This window comes from Ruegeria sp. CDSA077 (assembly GCF_059612265.1).
In genome coordinates this window covers 439,119-466,098 of sequence record NZ_JBXWQG010000001.1, presented here as the reverse complement: position 1 = coordinate 466,098, position 26,980 = coordinate 439,119, and the positions used below count along the sequence as shown (strand labels likewise).

At 57.6% G+C, this 26,980-nt stretch carries 30 protein-coding genes; 15 read left to right on the top strand and 15 right to left on the bottom strand.

The features are described 5' to 3' along the window. Positions 1-18: 18 nt before the first annotated feature. The 3 genes from AC2FLE_RS02415 to AC2FLE_RS02405 all read left to right on the top strand — a co-directional run bounded on the left by AC2FLE_RS02415 (position 19) and on the right by AC2FLE_RS02405 (position 2,263). A complete protein-coding gene (locus AC2FLE_RS02415; protein ID WP_496695021.1) occupies positions 19-954 on the top strand; it encodes an alpha/beta hydrolase in 936 nt (311 codons plus the stop codon). A 230-nt stretch (positions 955-1,184) separates the two neighbouring features. Next, the gene (locus AC2FLE_RS02410) at positions 1,185-1,508 is read left to right on the top strand and encodes a 2Fe-2S iron-sulfur cluster-binding protein (RefSeq protein WP_142634548.1); all 324 of its coding nucleotides are present in this window, start codon (positions 1,185-1,187) and stop codon (positions 1,506-1,508) included. Further along, positions 1,508-2,263, top strand: coding sequence for an FG-GAP repeat domain-containing protein (locus tag AC2FLE_RS02405; RefSeq protein WP_496695019.1), 756 nt, complete (start codon positions 1,508-1,510; stop codon positions 2,261-2,263). Before AC2FLE_RS02410 ends, AC2FLE_RS02405 begins: the two co-directional genes overlap by 1 nt. Positions 2,264-2,349: 86 nt before the next feature. On the opposite strand, the gene purD is transcribed toward AC2FLE_RS02405, so the two are convergent. After that, a complete protein-coding gene (purD, locus tag AC2FLE_RS02400; protein ID WP_496695017.1) occupies positions 2,350-3,612 on the bottom strand; it encodes a phosphoribosylamine--glycine ligase in 1,263 nt (420 codons plus the stop codon). Positions 3,613-3,687: 75 nt separating this feature from the next. Here purD and xseA point away from each other — a divergent pair, with 75 nt between their 5' ends. Continuing rightward, a complete protein-coding gene (gene xseA / locus AC2FLE_RS02395; RefSeq protein ID WP_496695015.1) occupies positions 3,688-5,181 on the top strand; it encodes an exodeoxyribonuclease VII large subunit in 1,494 nt (497 codons plus the stop codon). A gap of 12 nt (positions 5,182-5,193) precedes the next feature. Here xseA and AC2FLE_RS02390 read toward each other — a convergent pair whose 3' ends face one another. Then, positions 5,194-5,589 carry a hypothetical protein gene (locus AC2FLE_RS02390; protein WP_185956619.1) on the bottom strand — a complete coding sequence of 132 codons (396 nt, stop codon included), beginning with the start codon at positions 5,587-5,589 and terminating at the stop codon, positions 5,194-5,196. A gap of 133 nt (positions 5,590-5,722) precedes the next feature. On the opposite strand from AC2FLE_RS02390, the gene AC2FLE_RS02385 reads away from it, so the two are divergent. The 5 genes from AC2FLE_RS02385 to AC2FLE_RS02365 all read left to right on the top strand — a co-directional run bounded on the left by AC2FLE_RS02385 (position 5,723) and on the right by AC2FLE_RS02365 (position 9,955). After that, complete coding sequence (locus AC2FLE_RS02385) at positions 5,723-6,361, top strand: lysoplasmalogenase family protein (protein ID WP_281972305.1); 639 nt, start codon at positions 5,723-5,725, stop codon at positions 6,359-6,361. 58 nt (positions 6,362-6,419) lie between these two features. After that, positions 6,420-7,532: a signal recognition particle-docking protein FtsY gene (ftsY, locus tag AC2FLE_RS02380; RefSeq protein WP_496695013.1), complete on the top strand. Its 1,113-nt coding sequence runs from the start codon at positions 6,420-6,422 to the stop codon at positions 7,530-7,532. Positions 7,533-7,618: 86 nt separating this feature from the next. Beyond that, positions 7,619-8,521 carry an EamA family transporter gene (locus AC2FLE_RS02375; RefSeq protein WP_496695011.1) on the top strand — a complete coding sequence of 301 codons (903 nt, stop codon included), beginning with the start codon at positions 7,619-7,621 and terminating at the stop codon, positions 8,519-8,521. Between the two features lie 17 nt (positions 8,522-8,538). After that, positions 8,539-9,144 (top strand): inner membrane-spanning protein YciB, encoded by a 606-nt coding sequence (locus AC2FLE_RS02370; protein ID WP_142634562.1) that lies wholly within the window; start codon positions 8,539-8,541, stop codon positions 9,142-9,144. Positions 9,145-9,286: 142 nt separating this feature from the next. Then, positions 9,287-9,955, top strand: a complete 669-nt coding sequence (locus tag AC2FLE_RS02365) for a Crp/Fnr family transcriptional regulator (RefSeq protein ID WP_142634564.1) — start codon at positions 9,287-9,289, stop codon at positions 9,953-9,955. 215 nt (positions 9,956-10,170) lie between these two features. Here AC2FLE_RS02365 and AC2FLE_RS02360 read toward each other — a convergent pair whose 3' ends face one another. From AC2FLE_RS02360 to rpiA, 7 genes are all read right to left on the bottom strand, one after another. Next, positions 10,171-11,661, bottom strand: a complete 1,491-nt coding sequence (locus AC2FLE_RS02360; protein WP_496690773.1) for a Do family serine endopeptidase — start codon at positions 11,659-11,661, stop codon at positions 10,171-10,173. A gap of 130 nt (positions 11,662-11,791) precedes the next feature. Further along, positions 11,792-11,986: a DUF2065 domain-containing protein gene (locus AC2FLE_RS02355; protein ID WP_496695008.1), complete on the bottom strand. Its 195-nt coding sequence runs from the start codon at positions 11,984-11,986 to the stop codon at positions 11,792-11,794. Beyond that, a complete protein-coding gene (hflC, locus tag AC2FLE_RS02350) occupies positions 11,986-12,882 on the bottom strand; it encodes a protease modulator HflC (protein ID WP_496695006.1) in 897 nt (298 codons plus the stop codon). The genes AC2FLE_RS02355 and hflC overlap by 1 nt, the downstream gene beginning before the upstream one ends. Beyond that, complete coding sequence (gene hflK / locus AC2FLE_RS02345) at positions 12,882-14,024, bottom strand: FtsH protease activity modulator HflK (RefSeq protein WP_271946353.1); 1,143 nt, start codon at positions 14,022-14,024, stop codon at positions 12,882-12,884. Before hflK ends, hflC begins: the two co-directional genes overlap by 1 nt. A gap of 72 nt (positions 14,025-14,096) precedes the next feature. Then, entirely contained in the window at positions 14,097-15,455 is a 1,359-nt protein-coding gene (gene gor / locus AC2FLE_RS02340) for a glutathione-disulfide reductase (protein ID WP_496695004.1), read from the bottom strand. 61 nt (positions 15,456-15,516) lie between these two features. Beyond that, positions 15,517-16,053 (bottom strand): hypothetical protein, encoded by a 537-nt coding sequence (locus tag AC2FLE_RS02335; RefSeq protein ID WP_496695003.1) that lies wholly within the window; start codon positions 16,051-16,053, stop codon positions 15,517-15,519. Between the two features lie 3 nt (positions 16,054-16,056). Beyond that, on the bottom strand, positions 16,057-16,845 hold the full coding sequence (rpiA, locus tag AC2FLE_RS02330) for a ribose-5-phosphate isomerase RpiA (protein ID WP_271946345.1): 789 nt from the start codon (positions 16,843-16,845) through the stop codon (positions 16,057-16,059). Between the two features lie 167 nt (positions 16,846-17,012). Between rpiA and AC2FLE_RS02325 the strand changes: the two genes are divergently transcribed. From AC2FLE_RS02325 to AC2FLE_RS02310, 4 genes are read left to right on the top strand one after another with little or no spacing between them, the layout of a single operon-like run. Further along, positions 17,013-17,714, top strand: a complete 702-nt coding sequence (locus AC2FLE_RS02325) for a glutathione S-transferase family protein (protein ID WP_496694999.1) — start codon at positions 17,013-17,015, stop codon at positions 17,712-17,714. A 1-nt stretch (position 17,715) separates the two neighbouring features. Beyond that, positions 17,716-19,089, top strand: coding sequence for an L-serine ammonia-lyase (locus tag AC2FLE_RS02320; RefSeq protein WP_142634582.1), 1,374 nt, complete (start codon positions 17,716-17,718; stop codon positions 19,087-19,089). A 19-nt stretch (positions 19,090-19,108) separates the two neighbouring features. Continuing rightward, positions 19,109-19,525, top strand: a complete 417-nt coding sequence (locus AC2FLE_RS02315; RefSeq protein ID WP_496694997.1) for a GFA family protein — start codon at positions 19,109-19,111, stop codon at positions 19,523-19,525. 43 nt (positions 19,526-19,568) lie between these two features. Next, positions 19,569-20,483, top strand: a complete 915-nt coding sequence (locus AC2FLE_RS02310) for a DMT family transporter (RefSeq protein WP_496694995.1) — start codon at positions 19,569-19,571, stop codon at positions 20,481-20,483. On the opposite strand, the gene AC2FLE_RS02305 is transcribed toward AC2FLE_RS02310, so the two are convergent. Next, complete coding sequence (locus AC2FLE_RS02305; protein WP_496694993.1) at positions 20,428-21,123, bottom strand: thiamine diphosphokinase; 696 nt, start codon at positions 21,121-21,123, stop codon at positions 20,428-20,430. The two genes, AC2FLE_RS02310 and AC2FLE_RS02305, sit on opposite strands and share 56 nt — an antisense overlap. Before the next feature lie 134 nt (positions 21,124-21,257). On the opposite strand from AC2FLE_RS02305, the gene AC2FLE_RS02300 reads away from it, so the two are divergent. Then, positions 21,258-22,853 (top strand): hypothetical protein, encoded by a 1,596-nt coding sequence (locus AC2FLE_RS02300; protein ID WP_496694992.1) that lies wholly within the window; start codon positions 21,258-21,260, stop codon positions 22,851-22,853. A 113-nt stretch (positions 22,854-22,966) separates the two neighbouring features. Here the strand turns inward: AC2FLE_RS02300 and AC2FLE_RS02295 are convergent, their stop codons facing one another. The 5 genes from AC2FLE_RS02295 to nthA form a co-directional block, all read right to left on the bottom strand. After that, positions 22,967-23,209, bottom strand: coding sequence for a DUF2842 domain-containing protein (locus tag AC2FLE_RS02295; RefSeq protein WP_142634590.1), 243 nt, complete (start codon positions 23,207-23,209; stop codon positions 22,967-22,969). Further along, positions 23,209-24,504, bottom strand: coding sequence for an adenylosuccinate synthase (locus tag AC2FLE_RS02290; RefSeq protein ID WP_142634592.1), 1,296 nt, complete (start codon positions 24,502-24,504; stop codon positions 23,209-23,211). The genes AC2FLE_RS02295 and AC2FLE_RS02290 overlap by 1 nt, the downstream gene beginning before the upstream one ends. 216 nt (positions 24,505-24,720) lie before the next feature. Further along, positions 24,721-25,056, bottom strand: coding sequence for a nitrile hydratase accessory protein (locus AC2FLE_RS02285; protein ID WP_496694990.1), 336 nt, complete (start codon positions 25,054-25,056; stop codon positions 24,721-24,723). Beyond that, positions 25,049-25,729, bottom strand: coding sequence for a nitrile hydratase subunit beta (gene nthB, locus AC2FLE_RS02280; protein ID WP_281972315.1), 681 nt, complete (start codon positions 25,727-25,729; stop codon positions 25,049-25,051). Before nthB ends, AC2FLE_RS02285 begins: the two co-directional genes overlap by 8 nt. Beyond that, positions 25,726-26,340, bottom strand: a complete 615-nt coding sequence (gene nthA / locus AC2FLE_RS02275; RefSeq protein WP_496694988.1) for a nitrile hydratase subunit alpha — start codon at positions 26,338-26,340, stop codon at positions 25,726-25,728. The genes nthB and nthA overlap by 4 nt, the downstream gene beginning before the upstream one ends. Positions 26,341-26,491: 151 nt before the next feature. On the opposite strand from nthA, the gene secG reads away from it, so the two are divergent. Further along, positions 26,492-26,857 carry a preprotein translocase subunit SecG gene (gene secG / locus AC2FLE_RS02270; protein ID WP_142634600.1) on the top strand — a complete coding sequence of 122 codons (366 nt, stop codon included), beginning with the start codon at positions 26,492-26,494 and terminating at the stop codon, positions 26,855-26,857. Positions 26,858-26,980: the final 123 nt, after the last annotated feature.

Below are 26,980 nucleotides of genomic sequence, written 5' to 3'. Positions count from 1 at the left end.
CTGTATGAGGCAGTGAGAATGCCAATAATCCGGATCAACGCGACCGGCGACACGCTTACGCTGCACAACAGCCCACAGTCCTCCTTCAGCCTGCTATGTCAGACCCGGCACATCCAAGGCCCGGTCATCCTCATGTCACATGGGTACAGATTCCGGCCAGGCCTGGCCACGGCCTGCCCGCACCAACATTTCTTGTCCCTGCCCCGGACATCCTCGCCAACATCTTTCTGCAGCTGGCCGCGGCAACTTGGTTTTGGCGCTGGTTTGCAAACCGAGGGGCTGGGCATTGCCTTTGGCTGGAATGCACGGGGATCGTTTTGGGGTGCTCTCCGCCGGGCGCACGAGGCCGGACGTGTTCTGGCCGAATTGATCCGGGAACTGCACCATCTGAACCCGCGACGTCCGATCCACTTTATTGGCCACTCGATGGGGACCGAATTGGCGCTTGAAGCCCTGCATCACATCCGACCCGGATCCCTAAACCGCATCATCTCGTTGACCGGAGCCGCCTATCAGAGTCGCGCGTTAAGAGCGCTGGCCACTCCGGCGGGTAGACGGGCGGAATTCATTAATATTACGAGCCGCGAAAATGACCTGTTTGATTTTCTATACGAATGCCTGATCCCTCCGCCTGAACAAGGCGATCGCAGCATAGGCAGCGGCTTGACGGCCCCGAATGCTATCACGCTGCAACTGGATTGCCCGGACACGCTGAATCATCTGGAGCATCACGCCTTTGCGATCCATGCCTCCAGACGCAGGTTCAGCCATTGGTCCAGCTACACACGCCCCGGTGCGTTGCAAGTTTATCAGGCATTGTTACGTAGCCCAAACGCCCTGAGCCTGGCCGTCCTGCGCAGTGGCATCCCACCCTTACCCCAGCGCCGATGGTCTCGGCTATTTGCATGGGCAGAACCCTTGGCGTTCAATTCGCTTTCCAGCAAAACCTCATGACCTCGGCAATCGGCGTATTATTGACCCTCGACCTCACAGCGGGCAGCCGCTGACAGGCTACGCCAATTCCAGTCAGTAGCTGCGGGTAAAAATACAGCGAGCAGAAGAACGGGAGGGGAACAAAGGCCAAGAATTCCCAGACGCGGCACATCGAGTCGCAAATGAGGCTGGAAACACCTAAATGCCTTGACTAAGGAAGGATCTAACATCGCAAGAGGAAGACGCACGCAATGGCAAAGATCACTTATGTCGAGCATGGCGGTACCGAGCACACTGTCGAGGTCGCCAACGGACTAACCGTCATGGAAGGAGCCCGTGACAACAACATTCCCGGCATCGAAGCGGATTGCGGCGGCGCCTGTGCCTGTTCGACCTGCCATGTCTATATCCACCCCGACTGGGTTGAGAAAATTCCCGGCAAGGATGACATGGAAGAAGACATGTTGGACTTTGCCTATGAGCCCGACCCTGCCCGTTCGCGCCTGACCTGCCAGATCAAAGTCACAGACGAGATGGATGGCCTGATCGTTCAGATGCCGGAAAAACAGATCTGATGCCCTGCAAAGCGCCGCGCCTACCCTACCGAACTTGGCAGGGTCAGGCCTGCGGCGCAGCGCTGACGTTGTGCTTCTGGCTGACGGGCCATGCCCCGTTGGCACTGGCAGAGACCGTCTCAGCCGCTCGTTTCACCGAGCCGACAACACGTTACGCCCACGGAGTTCTGGGTGATAACATCGAATATGGCGCGTTGGAGCTGACTACCCAAAGCGGAAACGTGACCATCCGTCTTCCATCTGATCGCGTATTTGAAGATCTCGCTCCACGGCTTGTGGACGTGGATCAGGACGGGACCCCCGAGGCCATTGTCGTTGAATCTCAGGACCAAGCGGGCGCTCAGTTGGCCATCTATGATGCCAGAGGGGACAAAATCGCCGCAACTCCACATATCGGTACCCGCTTTCGATGGCTTGCTCCGGTCGGGGCGGCGGATCTGGATGGGGATGGCAATATCGAGATCGCCTATGTCGACCGCCCTCATCTGGCCAAGACATTGCGCATTTGGCGCTTTGTCGACGGCGAATTAATCCAGATTGCCGCTCTACCAAGGCTGACAAATCATCGGATCGGTGAAGATTTCATCACAGGGGGTCTGCGCGACTGTGGCAATGGCCCGGAACTGGTTGTCGCGTCTGCGGACTGGCGCGAAATTGTCAGCATCCGCTTTGACAATGGCTGGGTGCAGCATCTGGTCGCCCCCTTTAGCCCGAAAGCAATGACCTCTGCGCTTAACTGCGTACCCTCGCCCTGACTGCAGCCCGCGTCAGAGGGCTGCCCGGCCCAAGTCCATTGGCGCTGCATCTCTGATGCAGTGGCTGGGCGCGGGAGCCGTCGCGATTACAGCGCCCGCCATCCGATATCCCGGCGAAAGAACCCCTCTGGCCAGTTGATCCCGTCGATCAGCTCATAGGCGCGGTCACGCGCTTCCTGCAGGTTCTGGCCGCGTGCGGTGACATTCAATACCCGGCCACCACTAGAGACGATCTGACCGTCGGATTCTTTGGTTCCTGCGTGAAACACCATATTGCCGCTATCTTCAGATACGTCATCCAGCCCTTTGATCACGCTGCCTTTTTGGTAAGAGCCCGGATAACCATTTGCGGCCATGACTACCGTCAAGGCGTGATCATCCGCCCAGTTTACACGCGCCTCGGCCAACCGGCCTTCTGCTGCGGCGTGCATCAAGTCCATCGCCTGCGCGCCCAGGCGCATCATCAGCACCTGACATTCCGGGTCGCCGAAACGCACGTTATATTCAACCAACCGTGGCTGGCCGTCCTTGATCATCAAACCAACATAAAGAACGCCCTGAAACGGCGTTCTGCGCCGCTTCATCTCTGCCATGGTGGGGCGCACAATCTCGTTCATCGCGCGCTCTTCGATTACAGCGCTTAACACAGGAGCCGGAGAATACGCGCCCATGCCGCCGGTGTTCAGACCGGTATCGCCCTCGCCTACCCGTTTATGGTCTTGCGCCGTGCCAATGGACAGGATGCTTTCCCCGTCGCACAGCACGAACAGAGATGCCTCTTCACCTTCCATGAACTCTTCGACCACAACTTCGGCACCGGCACCACCAAAGGCTCCGCCAAACATGTCATCGATCGCATCCAAAGCCGTCGCTTCGTCCATCGCAACGATCACACCCTTGCCCGCGGCCAAGCCATCAGCCTTGACGACGATAGGTGCGCCCTGCTTTTTGATATAGGCTTTGGCTGGCTCGGCCTCGATAAACCGGGCGTATCCTGCGGTTGGAGCATTGGCGGCGTCGCAGATCTCTTTAGTAAAGCTCTTGGACGCCTCGAGACGTGCAGCCGCGGCCGAGGGGCCAAAAACCAGCACACCGGCCTCGCGCAAACGATCCGCAACCCCCGCAGCCAATGGCGCCTCGGGGCCGACGATCACAAAGTCGATCGCGTTCTCATCCGCAAATCTGACCACCTCACCGCCATTTTCGATGTCCAGTGCCGCACATTCGGCGATCCGGGCAATCCCAGCATTGCCCGGAGCCACGATCAGGCGGTCACATTTCGGGTTTTGCATCACCGCCCAGGCCAGGCTGTGTTCGCGCCCACCACTGCCGAGAATGAGGATGTTCATGACTGCTCTCCGATCTGCTTGGCCTCGCCTTCCGCGCGTTCTAAGCTGGCCGAGCATTTGACACAAGGCGCTGAAATGTCCGACCTGCTTGACGACCCCATTCCCGGCCAAAATACCCCTGAATACACTGTTTCCGACATCTCGGGCGAGGTGAAGCGGACGCTGGAAGGCAGTTTCGGCCGAATCCGTGTTCGGGGTGAAGTCGGTCGCGTGTTCAAAGCCAGATCTGGTCATCTGTACTATGACATCAAGGACGACAAGAACGTACTGGCCTGCACCACTTGGAAAGGCCAGGTTGCTGCCCTGTCCGTGGTTCCCGAGGAAGGTCTGGAAGTGGTCGTCACAGGCCGTCTGACCGCTTTTGGAGCGCAGTCCAAATACAATCTGAACGTGGATGAGGTTTCGGTGGCCGGACAGGGTGCCCTGATGGCCCTGCTTGAAAAGCGAAAGAAACAGTTGGAATCCGAGGGCCTGTTCGCACCCGAGCGTAAAAAGCCTCTGCCCTATCTTCCTCAGATCATCGGCGTGGTGACCTCACCCTCGGGCGCGGTGATCCGCGATATCCTGCACCGGTTGCGTGACCGGTTTCCGCGCAAAGTGCTGATCTGGCCTGTCGCCGTGCAAGGTTCGAATTGCGCGCCTGAGGTGGCGAACGCGATTACTGGTTTCAACCAACTGACCCCTGGCGGTGCGCTGCCACGACCTGACCTGATCATTGTCGCCCGCGGTGGCGGGTCAATCGAGGATCTCTGGGGGTTCAACGAAGAGATCGTGGCCCATGCTACGGCGGCATCAGAGATCCCGCTGATCTCGGCGGTTGGGCACGAGACCGACACGACCCTGATTGATTTTGTATCAGACCGCCGGGCCCCAACCCCCACGGCCGCAGCCGAGCTTGCGGTGCCCGTCCGCATGGAACTTTTGGCCTGGACCGGAGAGCAGGGCGCCCGCCTGTCCCGTGCAGCCACGGACGCTGTGCAAAGACGGTCGCAACGGTTGCGGGATTTATCCCGCGCATTACCACGCCCGGATAGCTTGTTGAACAACCCGCGACAACGCCTTGATTTAATTGCGGACCGACTGACACCAGCACTTGAGCGCGGCGTACAAAACCGCCGCCTTCAAGTTGTGAAACTGTCCGCCCATCTGCGCCCGTCCACATTACGCTCACTGGTCGGGACCCGACAGGAAACACTGCGCAGCCTTTCGTCGCGCCTGTCTGTCCGGCCGATCCAGCGCGAAATCGACAGCCAACGGCAAAACATCAACCGCCTAGCCGAACGCTTGAGTACAGCGCAAGCCGCGCGTCTAGACCGGATGCGTCAATCCCTGGAAACCGCAGACCGGCTGCGGGAAACGCTCAGCTACAAGGCAACGCTGCAACGTGGATATGCGGTCGTACGCGCCGAAGGACAGGTACTGACAACCCGTAAACAGGCGGCAAAACACCAATCCTTTGACATTGAATTTGCAGATGGCGAATTGAAGACCGGCCCGTCTACCGCGTCACCGTCAACTTCGAAAAAGCCGCCGAAAAAGGATGCGCCGGATCAGGGGTCGTTGTTCTGACCCCTGCACAGGCTAGACACCGACTTCGGGACCGTAACAGACCATCTCGGCGTCTGTGTCTTCGTTCTCATATAGTTCGGTCATCTCAGGATTTCCCTCGAACTGAGCGATCAGACCGCCGCCAGATTCGGTGAATACCCAGCATTGCGGGTCATGCCGGTCTTCATAGACGAAACAGATCTGTCCTTCCTGCTCGTACCAGAGCCCTTCTTTGCAGTTCCCATCCAGAAAAGACCAAATCACGCGGCGATCCGGCAGATAACGCTCGACCCCATAAATCCTGCCTTCAAAGCCATAGAACAGGGTTTTTCCCAGCGTATAGCGGTCAAATTCGGCGCCGGATAGAGATGTGTCAGCACAAACCGCCGGGGCAGCCATCGACAACAGAATCGCAATTCGTTTCAGCATGGGTTCATTCTGTCAGATGGCAGGCCGCTAGGCCAATTCCCTTTTCATTCCAACCGGGTGCCTTCACGTCACCGATTGAGTTTTGCGGTTATGCGCTGCGAAAGTGTTCAGTACATGCTGCGGAGATAACTCTATGACCAATGCCCTGTTTCTGATTGCGACAGCTTGCGCTCTGGCTTACCTGCCATTGACCTCGCGTGGCGCTGGCGCTGTTCGGTCAATCCTAAAGACCCTATCCGTCGCAGTTTTGGCGGTCATTGCCGCCCAAAGTGGCGCTCCATTTCTGTTGATCCTTGCGCTGGCATTCTGTGCGCTGGGGGACGCCCTTCTGTCCCGGGAAAGTGATGCCACCTTCATGGCCGGGATCGGTGCCTTTGCAACTGGTCATCTGGCCTATATCGGGCTGTTCCTGTCCCATCCGGCCAGCGACGCCGCGCTTATTCTGGAGAAGCCCGGATATTTCTGGTCTTTGATCCTCCTCGGTATTGTCGTTGTCACCCTATTACCGCCGCGTGCCGGAGACCTGAAATGGCCCGTTCTCGGGTATATTCCGATCATTCTGGGCATGGGTATCACGGTCCTGGCCCTGCCCGAGACAGGCGCGCTGCGTTGGGCTTTACCTGCGGCTTTGTCCTTTATCGCGTCCGACCTGATCCTGGCGACTGAGAAGTTTCTTCTGCCAGTGGACCATCCCAGCCGCCGTTTCACCTCCTATCTGGTTTGGGTATTGTATTGGGGGGCGCAAGCCGGTCTTCTGATCGCCTTCCTCTGACCCTTTGCAACTGCTGCAATTCCGCATTAGGTGAGAGGAACACCTGCGGAGACCAAAAATGGCGCTATTCTCAAAGCTCAAGGACAAGCTGTTCAAATCCTCATCCCGCCTTGAACAAGGGTTGGATGCCATCGTTGAAGATGGGGGCGAGGAAACAACTGCACCGGATCCAATCCCGCCAGCGCCGCATTCCGAACCGGAACCCGAAGTCGCGCAACCGGACATGGCACCGGAACAGGCAGTTGCCAAACCGGTGGCCATTACAGCCGAGTCTGCTCCGTCCAAATCCATGCTCGGGCGGCTTTTCGGGCGCGCCGAGACCGAGACAACAGTTCGCCGCACGCTGGATGACGACATGCTGGAACAGCTTGAAGAGCTGTTGATTGCATCCGACATGGGTGTGGACACAGCGCTGCGCGTCACCGCCAATATGGCCGAGGGCCGTTATGGCCGCAAACTTTCGACACAAGAGATCAAGCAGCTTCTGGCGCAGGAAGTCGCCCGGGTTATGGAACCCGTTGCAAAGCCCATGCCGCTCTATTCCAAACGCCCACAGGTGGTACTGGTCGTTGGCGTCAACGGATCGGGCAAGACCACCACGATCGGCAAACTAGCAAGCCAGTTCAGGGCGGCCGGCAAGAACGTAGTGATCGCAGCTGGAGACACCTTCCGCGCAGCCGCCGTTGAACAGCTGCAGGTCTGGGGCGACCGCGCAGGCGTTCCGGTCCTGACAGCCCCCGAAGGCTCGGACCCCGCCTCCCTGGCCTTCGATGCGTTGACGCGCGCACAAGAGGATGGCGCCGATCTGTTGATGATCGACACCGCCGGTCGTCTGCAGAATCGTGCCGACCTGATGGAGGAATTAGCCAAGATCGTCCGGGTGATCCGCAAAGTCGACGAAACCGCACCGCACAATACCCTTTTGGTTCTGGACGCCACCACCGGTCAGAATGCACTCAGTCAGGTCGATACCTTTCAGAAACTGGCCGATGTCTCCGGCCTGGTGATGACCAAGCTGGACGGCACTGCAAAAGGCGGCGTGCTGGTGGCACTGGCCGACAAGTTCGGCCTGCCCATTCACGCAATCGGCGTCGGAGAACAGATCGACGATCTCGCCCCTTTCGATCCCGAAGAATTCGCCGCTGCTCTAACCGGCCTCGATCAACGCTGATCCGAACTTCAACTGGCTAAAAATATCTTCGGGGGTGTGGGGGGCAGACAGCCCCCCACCCTCTCCACCCGCGAAAGGTCGATGTCTTGAGCGACTGGCTCATCTCTCTGGAAGGCACGCCCAAGGGCCATGACCTTGCCCTTGGGCTCGCGCTGATGGCCGCCTTCTTGCACGCGGTGTTCGGAGCATTACAAAAGGGCCGTCACGACCCGTGGCTGTCCCGCGGGGCTATAGACGCCAGCTACTGTCTTCTGGCTGCACCTTTCGCGTTTTTTGTAGTGCCTTGGCCCGAGCCCTATATGTGGCCAATCTTCGCCACCGTCTGGCTGATCCACATCGCCTATAAGACCCTGCAGGCAATGGCCTATACCAAGGGTTCTTACACGGTGGTCTATCCCGTCGTGCGCGGCACCGGACCACTGTTCACCGTTTTCGGCGCCTATCTTTTGTTTGGCGAGACCTTTTCTGCCACGCAATGGTTTGGTGTCGCGGTCTTGCTAGCGGGGATATTCGGGCTGGCGGCCTATAATTTGCGGTTTCTTGAAACCAACCGCGAAACGCTTGGGATCGCTTTGGCCCTGGCGCTGGCAACTGGGTTGTTTGTGGCGCTCTACACCACCTATGACGCCTATGGCATTCGCGCGACGGCCGATCCGTTCACCTTTCTGGCCTGGTTCTTCATGATCGACGGGGCGACGATGCCGATCTATGCGTTCTATCGCTGGCGCGCGATGGCCCATCGCCCGGCCTTGGGACCCTTGGCGCTGCGCGGCATCGCCGGCGGGATCATCGCCCCTCTATCTTTCGGGGCCATCATGCTGGCCACGCGGTTGGACAAGGTCGGCGAAGCCGCCGTTCTGCGGGAAACCTCCACCGTCTTTGCCGCCCTGATCGGCTGGCTGGTTCTGAAAGAAACCGTCGGCCCAAGGCGGATCGCGCTGATGGCATTGATTGCACTCGGCGCCGTAATAGTTGAAATGGGCGGGTAAGCAGCAGGACAAAAGACATGACAGGCAAGACCGACATAAATCCATTTCTGAAACAGGTGCTGGAACTGGGTCCTCCGCTGGCCTTTTTCTTCATCTACCTGCGCTTGCGCGATGACAGCTTTATGATCGGCGGCATCGAGTATTCCGGTTTTATCATTGCCACGATCATTTTTGTGCCGCTGATGCTGGGGGCAATGGGCATCTTGTGGTACCTGACCGGCAAGCTAAGCCGGATGCAGATATTTACAGCTTTCATGGTCATTTTCTTCGGCGGCCTGACCGCCTGGTTCAATGACGAGCGGTTCTTCAAGATGAAAACCACGCTTGTTTATGGCCTGTTTGCTCTGATCCTGGGGATCGGGCTGCTGCAAAAGAAATCCTATCTTGCCTATGTTCTGGACGAGATGCTGCCCATGAAACACGAAGGCTGGATGATCCTGACCCGTCGTCTGTGTGCGTGTTTTGCTGTTCTGGCCGTCGCAAATGAATTCGTGTGGCGCACGATGTCGACTGACCTGTGGGTCAAGATTGAAACCTTCGGATTCCCCATTGCCCTTATGGCGTTCCTCATGCTGCAGTTCAGCCTGTTGCAAAGCTATATGGATGATCCCGATCATCAATGACGGCTAAATCCTCAACCGCCCTTCGGATGACTTTTCCGTGAAGCGCGGGAGGCCATAAAACCTAACAAAATCCTTGGCTAAACGCTTGGGCTATGAAAAGTTGTGTCACCACTCACCTTTTCCCGCCGGAGCACCACACCAAATGACGGCTTTCCCAAATAGTGGCTTTCTATCCGAAGCTTCAGACCGGCTGAGATCAATGCTCTCGGCACAGGCGACAGAGATTTCTCTCGAACCTGGTGATATCCTTTTCGAACAAGGGGATGAAGGGGATGCCCTCTATGCCATTCTTGCCGGCACGCTAGAGGTGTCCTTCTTGGCGATGAGCGGTCGAAAACTCTCGTTGACATTGATGAAGCCTGGCGAGGTCTTTGGTGAAATCGGCTTGTTCGACAATGGCCCCCGTACCGCAACCGTGGCCGCGGCCGAGGCCTCTCGGGTGCTGCGTGTGCGTAGGTCCGATGTCATGAACCAGATCCGCCAACATCCTGACCTTGCGGTGGATATGATCCGACTGGCCGGTTTGCGCATGCGGTGGATGGGGTCGCAACTGAATGAACAGGTCTTTTTGCCGATGCCTATCCGGCTTGCGCGCAAACTGCTGCATCTGTCCAACCTTCAAGACGATCCAACCACTCGCATTACCCTGTCCCAAAGCGAGCTGGCCGAATTCGTTGGTGCCACGCGCGAAGCTGTCTCAAAGACAATTTCAACCTGGAAACGCGACAAGGTTGTCGAAGCTTCGCGGGGCGGCCTGATGATCCATGATTTTGAGGCGCTGCGGGAACTGGCGGATTCCGACCTCATTTGACCTGTTGTGACCTGCTTCACATACGACGGATCGCATTAAGATTACGTTAGGAACTGTTACCGTAGGAGGTCAGAGAATCATCCCCGATATCTGTCCACTGACCTCTCCCTGTACCAGAGCCATACGCCTTCCCCGGCGTGTGGCTCATCTTTTTTCAGCACAGAAAAAAGGCCAGAGCAGGTGCCCTGGCCTTTCTGTTTGTTCAACTTAAGAGATCACTCTTCAAGGCTCAGCGCGACAAAGCGTGGATCTCCACCGCGCCGCACCAAAAGCAGCAGTGACTTCCGCCCGGCCGTGCGGGCTTCTTCCATCCGGTCCTCCAGATCAGAAATCGCAGTGACCTTCTGCTGGCCAGCCTCGGTGATCAGATCACCGGCGCGCAAACCCTTGGCATAGGCTTCTGACGCCTCGTCCACTTCGGTCACAACCAGCCCTTCGGTATCCGGCTCCAGCCCCAGATCAGCACGCAGGGCTTCAGTCACGGGCGATATCGTCAGCCCCAGAATATCGGCATTTTCCTCAACCGGGGCTTCTTCGGCCTCACCCTCTTCGCTTTCGGCCCGCTCGGCATCTTCGCGGCGGCCCAGAGTCACAAGCACTGTCTGCGTGCTGCCATCTCGATGCACCACCACACGGACCGACTTGCCAACCGTTGTCTCACCAACCTGACGTACCAATCCACGGGTGTCATCGACCTCGACACCATCAAAGCTGAGGATCACGTCACCGGCCAACAGGCCTGCCTCTTTGGCCGGGCCCTCGGGTACATCGCTGATCAGCGCACCACCCGGCTTGTCCAGGCCCATCGCCTCGGCCATATCCTCGGTCACATCCTGAATCCGGACACCCAGCCAACCGCGGCGGGTCTCTCCGAACTCGCGCAGTTGGTCGACAACCTTGACCACCACATTCGAGGCCATCGAGAAGCCAATCCCGATCGAACCGCCATTCGGCGACAGGATCGCCGTATTCACGCCGATCACCTCGCCATCCATATTGAACAGCGGCCCGCCCGAGTTCCCCCGGTTAATCGCAGCATCGGTCTGGATATAGTCGTCATAAGATCCGCTGAGCGCGCGGTTCCGCGCCGAGACGATCCCCGCCGAAACCGAAAACCCTTGCCCCAGCGGGTTGCCCATCGCAATCACCCAGTCGCCAACGCGCGCAATGTCACTATCGCCGAACTTGACATATTTCAGCGGCCCGGTGGCCTCGACCTTCAAAAGGGCGATATCGGTTTTTTCATCCGTACCGATCACTTTCGCAGGCAGTTCTTTCTTCGGTTGACCGTCGCCCGGGAAGAATTCGACCAGTATCTCATCAGCCTCGGCAATAACGTGGTTGTTGGTAACGATGAAACCATCCTCGGATATCACAAACCCCGAGCCCAGCGAATTGCTGCGGCGCGGGCGGTTGTCATCTTCCCCGTTACGGTCTTGAAACTCGCGAAAGAAATCTTCGAACGGAGAGCCTTCGGGAACGATCCCCTGTGGGCCGGTCTGTCCCTCGATCAGTGTCGAAGTGGTGATGTTGACCACCGCTGGGCTGATCTTATCGGCCAGCGGAGCCAGGCTTTCGCCCCGCGCCTGGGCGGCCACTGACTGCGCCAATACAAGCAGCATCCCGGCAAAGGCCAGCCACATCAACCGCATGAAACCAACAACGTCGTCCCGCCGGACCGATATACTGCGCGCTTGTGACTGCACGTGGAAACTCCTTGTCGTCAACACTATCTGGATCGCCCGCAGGCGGCCCTTCTTGATATCCAATGTAGCTGGTTTGTCCTTGCCCGCAACTGAGGATCGCGGGGAAATCACCATGAAGTGTAGCCGTTGTTCAAAACCCGACCTGATATGCACCCCATAGCAACACGAGACCTCCCACCACACATAACAATCCTGCAAGCCGACGTGCCTGCTCTGGCATCGACCGCAACGCCTCTAGCATACGTTCAATAAGCGAAGGGGCCAGCGCATAGGCCAGCCCCTCAACAATCAACACCAGCCCAAAGGCCAGAAGGATCATACCCATTATTCAGACGCCTGCTCCGCCGATTGGCCCCGGCCGGTGGGTGATTTGAGATAGTTGAAGAACTCGGAATCCGGGCTCAATACCATCGAGCTGTTACCGCCCTGCAATGCATTCTGATAGGCGGTCAGCGAACGATAGAATTCAAAGAATTCCGGGTCCGCGCCGTAAGCTTCGGCAAAGATCGAGTTCCGTTCGGCGTCAGCCTCACCGCGAATGATCTCAGCCTCACGCCGCGCATCCGACACCAATTCGACCACGGTCCTGTCGGCCTGGGCACGTACACGCTGTGCCGCCTCATTACCACGGGCACGTTCGTCCGTTGCTTCGCGCTCCCGCTCGGCCTTCATCCGGTCAAACGTCGCTTCGAGGTTGGCCTGCGGCAGATCGGTCGCTTTCAGACGCACGTCAATGACGGTAACACCCAGCGCAAGTGCCTCGGCAATCGCACTATTGCGGATACGCAGCATCAGTGCAGCCCGGTCCGAGCTCAGGATGTCACGGGACGAAACTGAACCCAGAACTTCGCGGGTTTCAGCGCGCAAGATGCGGTCCAGACGATCCTCGGCAACCGGGATACCACCGACACCAACCGCCTGGCGGAACTGGTTCAGATCGGAAATCCGGTACCGTGCGAAGGCATCGACTACCAGACGACGATCATCCAACGGCGTCACTTCAAGCGGTTGAACGTCGATGGACAGGATACGGTCGTCATAACGGACAACTTCCTGAATAAGTGGAATTTTGAACGCCAGACCAGGCTCTTCCTTAACCGCGACCACACGGCCGAATTGCAGAACCAATGCGCGCTGGCGTTCGTCCACGATAAAGATCGATGACAGCGCAACAACGCCGAGGATCACCACAAGGATGAGGATAATGGGTGACTTACGCATCAGTTGCTCTCCCCGGATTGATTGCGGCGCAGTTCGTTCAGCGGCAGATACGGCACAATGCCCTGTCCCTGACCGGCCGAGTTTTCGTCCAGTATGATCTTGTCGACATCACCCAGAATCTGCTCCATCCGCTCCAGATACAAACGTTTGCGCGTTACATCCGGCGCTTTGGAGTATTCTTCCAGAACCGCGCTAAAGCGGCTGGCTTCACCTTGAGCACTGTTGATCTGCTGGGCGCGATATCCTTCGGCCTCTTCCACAACTTGCGCGGCTTCACCACGTGCTTCGGCCAGTACCTTATTGGCATAGGCGTCGGCGACGTTCTGCAGACGGTCACGTTCTTGTGCGGCGGCCTGAACGTCGCGGAAGGCCGCGATTACGTCCTGTGGCGGGTCGGCTTTGTCAAAGTTGACACGCACAATGTTCACGCCGGAATCATAGCTGTCCATCGTCGACTGAATCAATTCCTGCAAGCGATCAGCGATCACACCCCGATCTCGGTTCAGGATCGGTGCCAGCTCGCTTTGTGCAATGATCTCGCGCATGGCCGATTCCGACACGGCGCGGATCGTCTGGCGCGGGTCGCGCAAATTGAACAGATACTTGGCCGGGTCATTGATGTTCCAGACCACCTGATAGTCGATATCGACAACATTTTCGTCGCCTGTCAGCATCAAGCCATCATCGCTACCACGGGCTCCGCCCATGTCTTCGTTCTGCTCGCGGGTCACAGGAATGACCTCGGCAGTTACAAACGGCCAAGGCGCAAAGTTCAGACCGGGATTTCCAACGTTTGAAAATTCACCCAAAAACAGCTCTACCGACTGTTCTTCCGGCTTTACCGTATAAAAGCTGGCGGCACCCCAAAGGACTGCACCCACCACCAACCCAATGGCAATAGTCCCTTTGGTAAAGATGGGACCACCCCCGCCACCGCCCGAACCATTGCTACCACGGCCGCCACCGCCGCCGCCCATCAGGACGCGCAGCTGTTCCTGGCCTTTTTTCATCAGCTCGTCGATCTCGGGGATCTGCGGGCCCTCGTTTTCAGGGGGCTTGCGCCCGTCCCCGTTATCACCCCGATTTCCTCCGCCGCCAGAAGAGCCTCCGCCCCCCCAGGGGCCGCCGCTGTTGCCCGCCATTTTTATCTATTCCCTTGTGTTGAACCGTGTGATCACGGGTTCCCTTGTAACTTGTGTGCGCGCGGTTGCAAATCAAGCCGTACGCACAGGATGACGCATTGTTACCAGTTCTTCCGCCATGACCGGATGAACTGCAACGGTGCGGTCGAAATCTTCCTTGGTTGCGCCCATTTTGACGGCAATGCCAGCCAGTTGAATCATCTCGCCGGCGCCCGGCGCCACGATGTGACAGCCCAGCACCTTACGCGTGGCCTGAGAGACGATCAGTTTCATCAAAACCCGCTGCGTGCCACCTGCGAATGCCTTTTGCATCGGCTTGAACGAGGTTGCATAGATCTCGACCGGCTCTTGGGTTGCAGCGTCTTCTTCACTCAACCCGACCGTGCCGAATTCCGGCTGCGTGAAAATCGCAGTTGGAATCAGGTCGTGATCCACAGGTGTCGGGTTGCCTTTGAATACGGTTTCGACAAAAGCCATCCCCTCGCGGATCGCAACCGGAGTCAGGTTTACCCGATCCGTCACGTCGCCAATCGCATAGATCGAGGGCACGCCGGTCTGGCTGTAATCATCCACGATGATCTCACCCTTGCGGCCGCGTTCAACGCCGATCGCCTCAAGTCCCAGATTGTCGGCATTGGGCGCGCGACCAGTGGCATACATGACCACGTCAAACAGCTGTTCCGTGCCATTGGTGGCCTTTACGCGAATCTTGTCACCGTCTTTGGCCATCTCAAGCACATTGGTGCCCAGATGCAGATCAATCCCGTTCTGGCACATCTCTTCGCTGATCAGACCGCGCGCTTCTTCGTCAAAACCCCGAAGGATTTGCGCACCGCGGTAGAACTGGGTGGTTTTCACGCCCATGCCGTTCATGATTCCTGCAAACTCGCTGGCGATATAACCGCCACCAACGATCAGGATGCTTTCGGGCAGTTTTTCCAGATGGAAAATCTCGTTCGAGGTGATTGCCAGCTCCGACCCCGGAAACTCGGGCACAACAGGGCGTCCGCCTGTGGCGACCAGAATATGCTTGGCCGTCATGCGGGTGCCATCGGCCAGCTCAACCGTATGTGCATCCACCACATGTGCACGCTGATCAAAGCTTTCGACGCCGTTGTTTTTCAGGATGTTGCGATAGATGCCTTCCAGCCGGTCCAGCTCGGCATGGAGTTTGCCGCGAAAGAAATCCCAGTCAAATGCACCGGGTTTGACGTCCCAGCCATAGGCCTGCGCATCTTCGACCATGCCAGAGAATTCGCTGGCAAAAACCATCAGCTTTTTGGGGACACATCCGCGGATCACGCAGGTTCCGCCATAGCGATCCTCTTCCGCCAACGCCACTTTGGCCCCGTTTTCGCCAGCCGCCACACGCGCCGCCCGGACCCCGCCCGAGCCGCCTCCGATGACGAAAAGATCATAGTCAAAGCTCATTTACAGTGCCTCTTTCAGTTTTCTGACAACGCTATCGAGCCATCATCAATGATGTACCCGGTCACTCATGACGGCCCAGACTGGACCACTGGGACAGTTGATCTTGCCAGGACGCATACAGATTTGGTCGATAATGCTCAATCGTCTCTACGAAACACTCAGATATGGGTTTCGGCATGGATTGCAACGGAAGGGGTAAACACTCATGCCCGCCATCTGACTTGTTGAAGCTAACAAAAAAAATAGGGCGGCGTTTCTGCTCGGTTTCGTCGAACGCATCAATGTAGCGTACATCAGGCCAAACAATGTCTTGGATCATTCCTCTACGCGTGCGGAGCTTCGATCCACCAGAGTCCACTAGGGCCACAAGCGACGGCACCTTGAGTGAACCTAGATAGTTCATGAACAACACGACGGTAGTAAGGACAACGAGCACCAATGTGAAAAGCGTGCCACCTGTCCACCCTGCGGAAACAAAACCCCACGCTGCTACCACAGCCGCAATCCCGATCTTGATCAGGTTGCGTTTTAGCGTCCTGGCTCGCGCAGCCAAATCTGCTTCGGTTTCGCGGTATTCAGCAACCGGAGAGGTGCTCATTCCTTAATCCGCCAAATCCGTGAACAGGTTGTCTTTGCCGCCATCGAACAACTCGTCCAGTTCCACCGTTCCCTCGTTGATGTCGCGCAGTTCGACCCGGCCATCTCCATAACCGATCACGACCTTGTCGCAAATGTCGATGAACAACCCGTTCTCGACCACGCCGGGTACCTGGTTCAGCACCAGCGCCATCTGCCTTGGGTTTCCGATCCGTTGCAAATGCAGGTCCAGCACGTGATTGCCTTCATCCGTGACAAACGGCGCTTCTCCGTTCATGCGAAGTGCCGAGCGGGTACCGAGAACATCCATGGTATCCAGCACCTCTTCGATCAGGGTGCGAGTGGTCTGCCAGCCAAAGGGGATCACCTCGACCGGCAATGGGAAGGCACCCAGAGTCTCGACCTCTTTGCCGGCATCGGCGATGACCACCATCTGGTCGCTGGCCGTGGCTACGATCTTTTCCTGCAGGTGCGCGCCGCCGCCGCCCTTGATCAGATTAAGCTCTCTGTCGAATTCGTCCGCACCGTCGATGGTGATGTCCAGCCATCCCGCCTGATCCAGGGAAACAACCTCAATGCCCAGTTCACGGGCCAGTTGGGCCGTCCGGGTCGATGTCGGAACACCCTTGATCGCCAGACCTTCTTCTCTGACCCGTTCCCCCAGCCGACGCACCATCCATGCAGCGGTCGATCCGGTTCCCAGGCCGACTCGCATCCCATTCTGCACCATGTCAGCCGCACGGCGTGCTGCGACGTATTTTGCAGTGTCGATGGGCGACAGATCACCAGCCATTTCAGCATCCCCCTAATTTGCTGCGGAACTTATACGGAATGCCTACGACAACTGCGAGAGAGAATTGTCCGGATCGGTAGACCAACATGTCGCGAAACTACGCGTTTCCTATGGGAAACGTCGCAATCAGGTCTGTTGAAAACATACGTGAGGTATACATAGTTCGCATGAACACGCCTTACTGCCTGCACTATGCCCCGGACAATGCTTCGCTGGTCATCCGGCTGGCGCTGGAAGAGATGTGCCTGCCCTATGAAACGGTTCTGGTAGACCGCCGCCAAAGCGCACAGGACAGCCCGGAATATCGCGCGCTGAACCCCAATGGGCTGATCCCGGTATTGGAAACACCACAGGGGCCGATCTTCGAAACCGCTGCTATCTTGTTGTGGCTGGCGGATACGCATGGTGGGCTGGCCCCTACCCCCATGGACAGCAACCGCGCCGCGTTTCTGAAGTGGCTGTTCTTTGCCTCCAATACGCTGCACGCTGATCTGCGTATTCTGTTTTATGCCGAAAAATATATAGACGCAGCGCAGGTCAATCCTTTGCGCGCCGGTATCCGCCCTCGTTTGCGCCAGCACTTGCGCCAGCTTGATGAAGTTGCGAAAAGCGCGCCTTCCTGGCTGAGCCCGGACATACCATCGGTCCTGAGCTATTATCTGGCCTGTCAGATGCGCTGGATGGCGCTCTATCCTGCGAAGGCTGATCGCAGCTGGTTTCAGATCGCTGACACGCCGCATCTGCAGCGAATGCTGATGCAGTTGGAGACGCGCCCCGCCACACGTGCCGCAATCGCGGCCGAGGGTTTAGGGGTTACACCCTTTACCTCACCAACCTATGCTAACCCACCGGAAGGCTTTGCTACCTGATATGTTTCTGTCTGTCTTCGATATGTTCAAAGTGGGCATTGGCCCGTCCTCGTCCCATACGATGGGACCAATGGTTGCTGCCGCGCGGTTTTTGGACATGATGCGCGCCTCTCCGTTCGAATTTTCAGGGCTGCGCGGGTCGCTGCACGGGTCGCTGGCCTTTACCGGTGTCGGCCACGCAACCGATCGCGCCACAATCCTGGGCCTGGCCGGATTTGTGCCCGACACATATGATCACGAACGGGCCGAGGCCGCACTGGCTGGCATAAGTGAGACCCACAGCGTGACCCCCGAAGGATTGCCCACGCTGCAGTTCGATCCCAAGGCCGATCTGGTTTTCGACTATGAAAACAATCTGCCGGGCCATGCTAACGGTATGGTCCTGATGGCCACGGACGCACAGGGCGACGTGATCCTGCGGCAGGTCTATTACTCGATCGGTGGCGGCTTTGTTCTGACCGAGGAAGAACTGGCCCAGGGCAAGGCAACAGATGAAGGCGCACCGGTGCCCTTTCCTTTCAAATCGGCGGTCGAGATGTTGGACATGGCCAAAACCAGCGGCAAAAGCATAGCCGAGATGAAGCGCGCCAACGAGATCGCGCGCGGCTGTGCAGACAGTTTTGCCAAAGGCACCGCGCGCCTATGGCAGGTCATGAACGACTGTATCGAGCGCGGTCTGACCACCGACGGCATTCTGCCAGGCGGTTTGAACGTGCGTCGTCGCGCCAAAGGCATCTATGACGCGTTGATGGCCGAACGTGGTATGAACCTGAACGCGCCCCACACGATCAACGACTGGATGAGCGTTTACGCCATGGCCGTAAACGAAGAAAACGCAGCTGGCGGTCAGGTGGTGACCGCCCCCACCAATGGTGCTGCCGGGGTTCTTCCAGCGGTAATGCGCTATTATCTGGACCATGTACCCGGTGCTTCAGAAAACCACATCGAAGATTTCATGCTGACTGCGGCCGCTATTGGCGGGCTGGTCAAATACAACGCCTCGATCTCGGGCGCCGAGGCCGGGTGTCAGGCTGAAGTCGGCAGCGCCGCAGCCATGGCTGCAGCCGGGCTGTGCGCGGTTATGGGCGGCACGCCGGAACAAGTGGAAAATGCCGCCGAGATCGCTCTCGAGCATCATCTGGGCATGACCTGTGATCCTGTCGCCGGGCTGGTTCAAGTACCCTGTATCGAACGCAACGGGCTGGGTGCGATCAAGGCGGTATCAGCGGCCTCCTTGGCCCTGCGTGGAGATGGTCACCATTTCGTACCACTGGACGCCGTCATCGAAACCATGCGGCAGACCGGGCATGACATGCATGAAAAATACAAGGAAACGTCATTGGGCGGTTTGGCGGTGAACGTGCCGAATTGCTGAGGCAACGCGGGGAAGCGAAATGGATGGCCATTGTCTTTGCGGTAAAGTTTCATTTCAGGTGGACCCGCCTGTTCTGTCCTGTGTGACCTGCCACTGCGACAGTTGCCGCAGACAATGCGCGGCCCCGATGACGGCCTATTTCGGGATCCGCGATGGACAGCTGACTTGGACGGGCCAGGCACCAAAGACATTCGCATCCTCACCCGGGGTCGAGCGCAGCTTTTGCCCTGACTGCGGCTCGCCGATCTCATTCCGGTCCGACGCGATGTCCGGCGTGATGCATCTGTATGTGGCCCTTCTGGACGACCCTAACCAACTGCAGCCCACGCTGCATGTCGCGCATGAAGAGCAGCTGGGCTGGCTGAAACTGGATGACGGGCTGCCGATCTGCATCGGCCCGGACTACACCAAAGTACAACCGCTGCCCGACCCCTAGCTTTCGCCTTTCCCCGGTTCAATCAAATCGCTAGCGTCTCATCATGACACAGGACCGTCCCGTTTTTGGCATCGTGCTGATGCTTGGCTTTTGTGCGCTTGCACCCTTGGGGGATGCGGTCGCCAAATTACTGGGTGAAACCGTGCCGCTTGGAATGCTGGTCTTTGTCCGGTTTGCCATTCAAGCCATGTTGTTGGTTCCGCTGGTCGCCTGGACTGGCAGGCCCTGGCGCATGCAGGGGCGTATATTTCGCCTGGCTGTCATAAGAACCCTGCTGCACATCGTCGGCATCGCCGCGATGTTCTCTGCCCTGCAATACCTGCCGCTGGCCGACGCTGTGGCCATCGCCTTTGTTATGCCGTTTATCATGTTGCTTCTTGGCAAACTGGTACTAAAGGAAGAAGTCGGCAAGCGACGCCTGATTGCGTGCCTTGTGGGCTTTGGTGGTACATTGCTTGTCATTCAACCCAGCTTTGCCGAGGTCGGATATGCGGCTTTGCTTCCACTTGTCGTCGCGGTGGTGTTTGCCCTGTTCATGCTCGTGACCCGGCAAATTGCAAAAGCTACAGATCCCATTGCGCTTCAGGCCGTGTCAGGCGTCATAGCTTCTGTCATCCTACTGCCTGCCCTGTTGGTGGGAACACCCGCCGGAATCTGGGAGCTGTCCCTGATTGCTCCGAATTTGGGCGATGTCTGGCTTTTGCTTGCAATCGGGCTTCTCGGCACAGTCGCACATCTGTTCATGACCTGGTCGCTGCGATATGCACCCTCTGCAACATTGGCCCCGATGCAGTATCTCGAAATCCCGGTCGCCACGGTGTTTGGCTGGCTGATCTTTCACGACCTGCCCGACGGTGTCGCCGCTTTGGGCATCTGCATCACCATCGCTGCCGGCCTCTATGTCATTCTGCGCGAGCGGGCCAGCGCCCGGACGGCCCCGACAGAAGCGCCTGCATGACCTGATCCAGCATCGCCCTGGGAAACATTACCAAAAGGCCCGGCCCATCCATACGCAATTCAACCGAGCCCAATGCGCGGTTGGACGTTCCGACAGCGCCGTTCGGCTCCATCACCAAACCGTCGATTGGCCATTCAAGGCCGCGGCTTTGCCCTGATACACGCTGCAATGGAAACAATGAGACGACATCTCGAGGCGCCATAGAAACCGAGATTTGGGGGGGTGCGTGAAAGATAATCTCACTTTCGCCAATCAGAATACAGGGCTGATCTTGCCTGCGAACCAAGACGTTGAGTGCTGCTAACTGGTGATCCAGACGCCCCCCGAGAAAACCGACCCCAATCACCAGCGGCGCCTCGACACTGCGCAGGGCCTTGTCGAAATCCGTGCTGTTTTGTTCGCTAATTGGAAACAGTCGATCCAGCGGAATCTGATCTTTGTGATCCGAATCGAGCGAATCAAAATCACCGATAACAGCGTCTGGAGTACGCCCAATTTCCAACAAACTTGCCGCCCCACCATCCGCGGCGACGGCCAATTTTGTGCGAATCAACGCCAAATCCAAATCTTCAGGGCCAATTTGACCGCTTCCAACCAGCGTGATTGACTCTTTCGAACGTACAATTCGCGTCTTTTTCATGAGATTGATCATTTTTTCCGGGTTTTGACACATTGAGACCACAAAATGATAGGTTCATGGACAAAGTTCTGAGCCAATAGCTCTGCCCACGACCGGGCTGATGGCTCGTGTAGTTTGTAGAGGACGTACGTCTGATGGTACAGAATAACAAGGTTTTGACAGTTTCCTACGGAACCTTCTCGTGCACTTTGGAAGGATTTGACGATTCTTTTGAAACGATGAAGTCGATTGCCGAATACTTCCGCGACCTTGCAGCGGATGACAGGTATTTTGGGTCCGAACCTCCGCAACCAGACGCCGAAATGCTGACCCGCATTGCTCAGCGAGATGCGACGCGTAAAGTCGAAGCCAGCCAGAGCGAAAACGGATTGCTTCTGCGGGCGCAAGACCGTGCCGCTTCACCGTCCCTTTCTACCGCGCCCATGACCCCGCCCAGTACCCCGAGTGCTCCGGCCTATACCGCTGCCCCCTCACAGTCCGCGCCCATCGCAGAGGCCGAGCCGGTTGAGGGTCGACCCGAACCTGCCGCCGATAGTATCGCCGCAAAGCTGCAACGGATCCGGGCGGTAGTCTCTCATAGCGAAGAAAACTCGGTGATCTACGCCGAGGATGAAGATTCCCCCCTGATGAAATCCGAAACCGGCCCAACTGATGCCGTATCGGCTGCCTTTCAGGCCGGATCTCTGACCCCCACAGATCTGGTCGAATCCCCCGCGGCCGATGCAGAGGTTGAAGCAGCTCAGGAATTTGAGCCCGAACCTCAGATTGACATGCCCCCACCCGCCGCGGAAGAGGCAGAGATCGAAGGCCCGGCCCAAGAGACCCCCGCCGTGCCAGAAATTGATGTCGCACCCACTGCTGACGACGTGACCACTGTCGAGGCAGAAGAGGTTTTGATTTCGGATCTGAGTGCCGAGACGGACGAAGCCCAGAGCGACGAAATCGACAATATCCTGACAGAAGACATTTCGGCGGACGCAGACGAATCTGAAGAGGTTGCCGGCTATTTGACCGAAGAAGACGAGGAAACTCTGCTTGACGAAATCGCCAGCGTCGAAGCCGTGTTGTCCGCCCGTGCATCCGAGCCTCTGCCTGAGGAACCGAACCTGGACGAGGACGTTTCTCGCCTGATGGAAAAGGCGGTCGAACAGATGGATGATCCCGCGACTGCCACTCAGCGCGAGACATATTCCCGTCTGCGCAATGCAGTGGCCGCAACCAATGCTGATCGTGCAGATGCGCTGAACCGTAATCAGGCTCAGCAGATCAGCCCGCGCCGCCCCGAAAGCAATGTTACAACTGCCCGTCCCAAGGCAGAGCCTGCCGCTCCCCTCAAGCTGGTTGCTGAACAGCGCATCGACAATAAAGACGAGGATGAAATGGGGCCGATTTCTCCGCGCCGTGTAAAATCCAAACCGCTGGGTCTTCCGATCGAGGAAAGCGGCTTTGCGCACTATGCGCAGGAACAGGGCGCACAATCTCTGCCGGACCTGCTGGAAGCTGCGGCATCTTATCTGTCGTTCATCGAAGGACAGGAACAGTTCTCGCGCCCGCAACTGATGAACAAGATCCGTTCTCTCAAGCAGGACGATTTTAATCGCGAGGAAAGCCTGCGCTCATTCGGGCAACTGCTGCGCGACGGCAAGATTGAGAAAGCTGGCGGAGGTCGGTTTGCGGCTTCGGACGAGATAGGGTTCCGCCCTGACGGAGATGAACGCGCCGCAGGCTGAATTCAAACCGAAAAGAAAGAAGGGCCGGAGACCAACTCCGGCCCTTTTTCATTGGGCGATCTTTTGTGGGCAGGCGTATGAACCCGCCGCAGGATGAGCCCGGAATAGGCCGCTCAGTCAGAGGATCCGTTTGGATCTTCTTTTCCGACACCTTTGAAGATGAATTTGAAAGGCAGAGCCCACAAAATGCCGAGCGCTACATATACCAGAAGTTCCAACCATATTGGTGGCCGGTCCAACCAGTTTATCACCGTCACCACCGCAACGATATAAGCCGGCAGGCCAATCAGCAGCAGCACCATCGACCAACGACGACGCGCTTTATAGCTCAGGCCATTTTTCTGTTCGCCCGCCATCAGTCAGCAAACGGGTCTGTCACCAAAATGGTGTCATCCCGCTCTGGGCTAGTGGACAGCAATGCAACCGGACATTCGATCAACTCTTCGACCCGACGCACATATTTGATGGCATTTGCAGGCAAGTCCGCCCAACTGCGCGCGCCTTCCGTTGATTCGCTCCAACCAGGCACCTCTTCGTAGATCGGAGTACATCGTGCCTGCTGATCGGCTGCGGTGGGAAGATAATCCAGACGCTTACCGTCAAGGTCATAGGCAACACAGATTTTCAGCGTCTCGAATCCGTCCAGCACGTCCAGCTTGGTCAGCGAAATACCGTTTACGCCGCTAGTGGCACAGGTTTGGCGCACCAGACAGGCATCAAACCAGCCGCAACGCCGCTTGCGCCCGGTGGTCGTACCAAACTCGTGCCCACGCTCACCCAGACGCTGGCCATCCGCATCATCCAATTCGGTTGGAAACGGCCCCTCACCCACACGGGTCGTGTAAGCCTTTACGATGCCAAGGACAAAATCAATCGAGCCGGGCCCGATGCCGACACCGGTCGCCGCCTGACCGGCGATCACGTTGGACGAGGTCACAAACGGATAGGTTCCAAAGTCGATGTCCAGAAGGGCACCCTGCGCGCCTTCAAATAGAATACGTTTACCAGCCTTGCGCTTTTCGTTCAGCACTTTCCAAACGGGTGCTGCGAAAGGCAGAATCTCGGACGCAATTTCCCTCAGCTGAGCAATCAGTGCATCGCGGTCCACGGGTTCGATCCCCAATCCCTTGCGCAGCGGGTCATGGTGCTGCAGCGCACGATCTACGCGTGCCTCAAGGGTCGCTTCGTCTGCCAGGTCAGCAACCCGCACAGAACGCCGCCCAACCTTATCTTCATATGCGGGGCCGATTCCACGACCGGTGGTCCCGATCTTGGTTCCTTTGCTTGCGGCCTCTTCGCGCGCGCGGTCCAGTTCACCGTGGATGGGCAGGATCAGCGGGGTATTCTCTGCGATCATCAGCGTTTCGGGCGATATCTCGACTCCCTGCGCCTGGATCGTTGCGATCTCTTTCAGCAGGTGCCAGGGATCCAGAACAACGCCATTGCCGATGACACTCAGCTTGCCGCCACGTACCACACCGGATGGCAGAGCGTGCAACTTATAGACGGCACCGTCGATTACCAACGTATGACCGGCATTATGCCCGCCTTGAAAACGCGCGATCACATCGGCCCGTTCACTGAGCCAATCGACGATCTTGCCTTTTCCTTCGTCACCCCACTGGGCGCCGACAACAACCACATTGGCCATATCTGGTCCTTTTGCGCTGAGATATCAAACCCGGCTCGTATAGCGATGTGTCAGCGACAGGGAAACCGATAATTCGCCGCAGATCATAACCACGCTGTGCGCGGTGCCTCCGGCGGAGGTATTTTTGGCCAGATGAAGAGAAGATCCCTTGCTTCATCTGGCACAAAATATCTCGGGGGAGTCGCGGCTGGCCGCGGCGGGGGCAGCGCCCCTTTTCTAGCCATTCGACAAATGAATGGGTTCACCATGTGGAGTCGTCAGATAGGCTTTCTCCCAATCCAACGATACTGCAGCGACATCACTTGGGTTCGCGTCACCCATTTCGGCTAAAAAGGCCTCGAGTGTTTCCAGCCAGGCATGGAAATAGTCGTTGCCACCATTCAGCTCTTTGCTTAGACCATGGCGTTTTAGCATCTTCGAAAACCGATCGGCCCATTCCGACCATTCGAATCGTCCCGCTTCATTCAGCGCGACCGTGACCGCAAAGACCTGTGCATGCCAGGGCTCTGCGAATGCCAGCTCGGGTAATGGCTGTGCGTTACACTCACTCATCGGGCACCAGATAGCTTTGCCACAGATCTAATATGACCTCGTCATTTCGGTTCTCGGGATCGGCCCAAAGCTCCGAGGCTGGGAATGCAACCGCATATAGTGGTTCAGGTGCCTCTCCCAGACCATGAGCATTGGAATCCGGCAAAACATGCGTCCCATGCAGGCGTAATATCCGACCGCAAGCGCCAGAAGCGTAAGATGGCAATCTGGTATGACCACCGTTTTTCAGGCGGTTGGCAGCCGGTCGTACAGTACGCACCTTTTGACCGGGATCAAACTGCACCGCGATATTCGAGGGTCGATCAGCCGGACCGCCTTTGGACAGTACGCCCTCAACCGTCCCGGCTGTCAGCGCGCGGGAAGCCAAAGGATGTGAAGCATCCGTTCCTTGGCCCAGAAGGTCTTCCAAAGTCAGGACCCCCTGCTCTACCAACAGATCTGCAAGTGCTGACACCCATTTTTCGTAGTAAGAGAATCGTGCATAGTCTTTGGGCGACAGTCGTTCGCGTGCATGGCGCGAGATGTCGATATTCCATTGTCCCAGAAACCCGGCAGCCAATGTCAGTGCCAATGCGCGCCCGTGCCATTCTTCTGGGAAAATCGCTGCATCTTGGGATTCGGGGATCACCGGACCGTCGCCGAACCGTCCTCCCATATCGTGAACGCGGGTCATGACGGCACCTTTGGCAGGCCGGTTCCGATCATACTGTCACGGGTCACAAGCGCGGTCAGGTCGTCTTCGGTCATCCCATCGGTGCCTTCGGGGCGCATGGGTAGAACAAGATAGCGTATCTCGGCCGTTGAATCCCAAACCCGCACGGCTGTTTCATCCGCCAGAGAAACGCCGAACTCTGACAAAATTTTACGCGGCTCACGCACGGCCCGTGCACGATAGGCATCCGATTTATACCACCCCGGTGGAATCCCCAACAAAGGCCATGGGTAGCAACTGCACAGCGTGCAAACGACCATGTTGTGGAGATCAGGGGTATTTTCGACAACAACTATGTGCTCGCCTTGCCGACCGTAAAAGCCAAGCTTTGCCACCTCGGGCGTTGCATCCTTAAGCAGTGCGGCCTTAAAGGCCGGATCAGTCCAGGCTTTGGCAACAACCCGGGCACCGTTCTGCGGGCCAACCTTGTTTTGGTAAGTGTCGATGATCTCATCCAAAGCGGCCGGGTCTATCAAACCCTTGCGGGTCAGAATCGTTTCCAGCGCCTTGACGCGAAGGGCGGGTTCAGGCGGCAATATGGCGTGCGGATGGTCGGGATCGTCATGTGGCATGGGTCGCAGCCTGCTTTACCATCCCCTTGCCTGTCCAGTCTCTTTGCTGTGATCCCGAAGATCACTTGGCGTGATGGTAACTCGTGACTTGCCCCCGGAACCAAACTTGCATAAGTACCTCGCGATACACGCCACGCTGTACAGGACCACCATGGAAAACGTCGTTCTCATTATCCATCTTCTTCTGGCTTTGGGCCTGATCGCCGTCGTCCTGATGCAGCGGTCCGAAGGCGGCGGCCTTGGCATGGGTGGCGGCGGAGGCGGTGCCATGGCTGGCCGGTCGGCTGCAACAGCATTGGGCAAGGTGACCTGGATTTTAGCCGCGTGCTTTATCGTCACTTCGATCACGCTGACCATTCTGGCGGCACAAAAATCCTCGGGCAGCTCTGTGCTTGACCGGATTGGGACACAGGCACCGGCCGCGACCGAAGAAAGCACACCGGCAATTCCGTCGGCGGATGACCTGTTGCCTCCGGCACAGGGTGACAACGCGCCTTTGATCCCGCAGGCCAACTGACACACAAAACCTAGAAACCGAAAAGAGAACTGCAACAGCATCTTGCGGTTCTCTTGCGCTATTGGCGCGAATCCTTTATACGTGAAGTCCCGTGATGCAGCGGTTTTTCTTGAACCGCCGGGC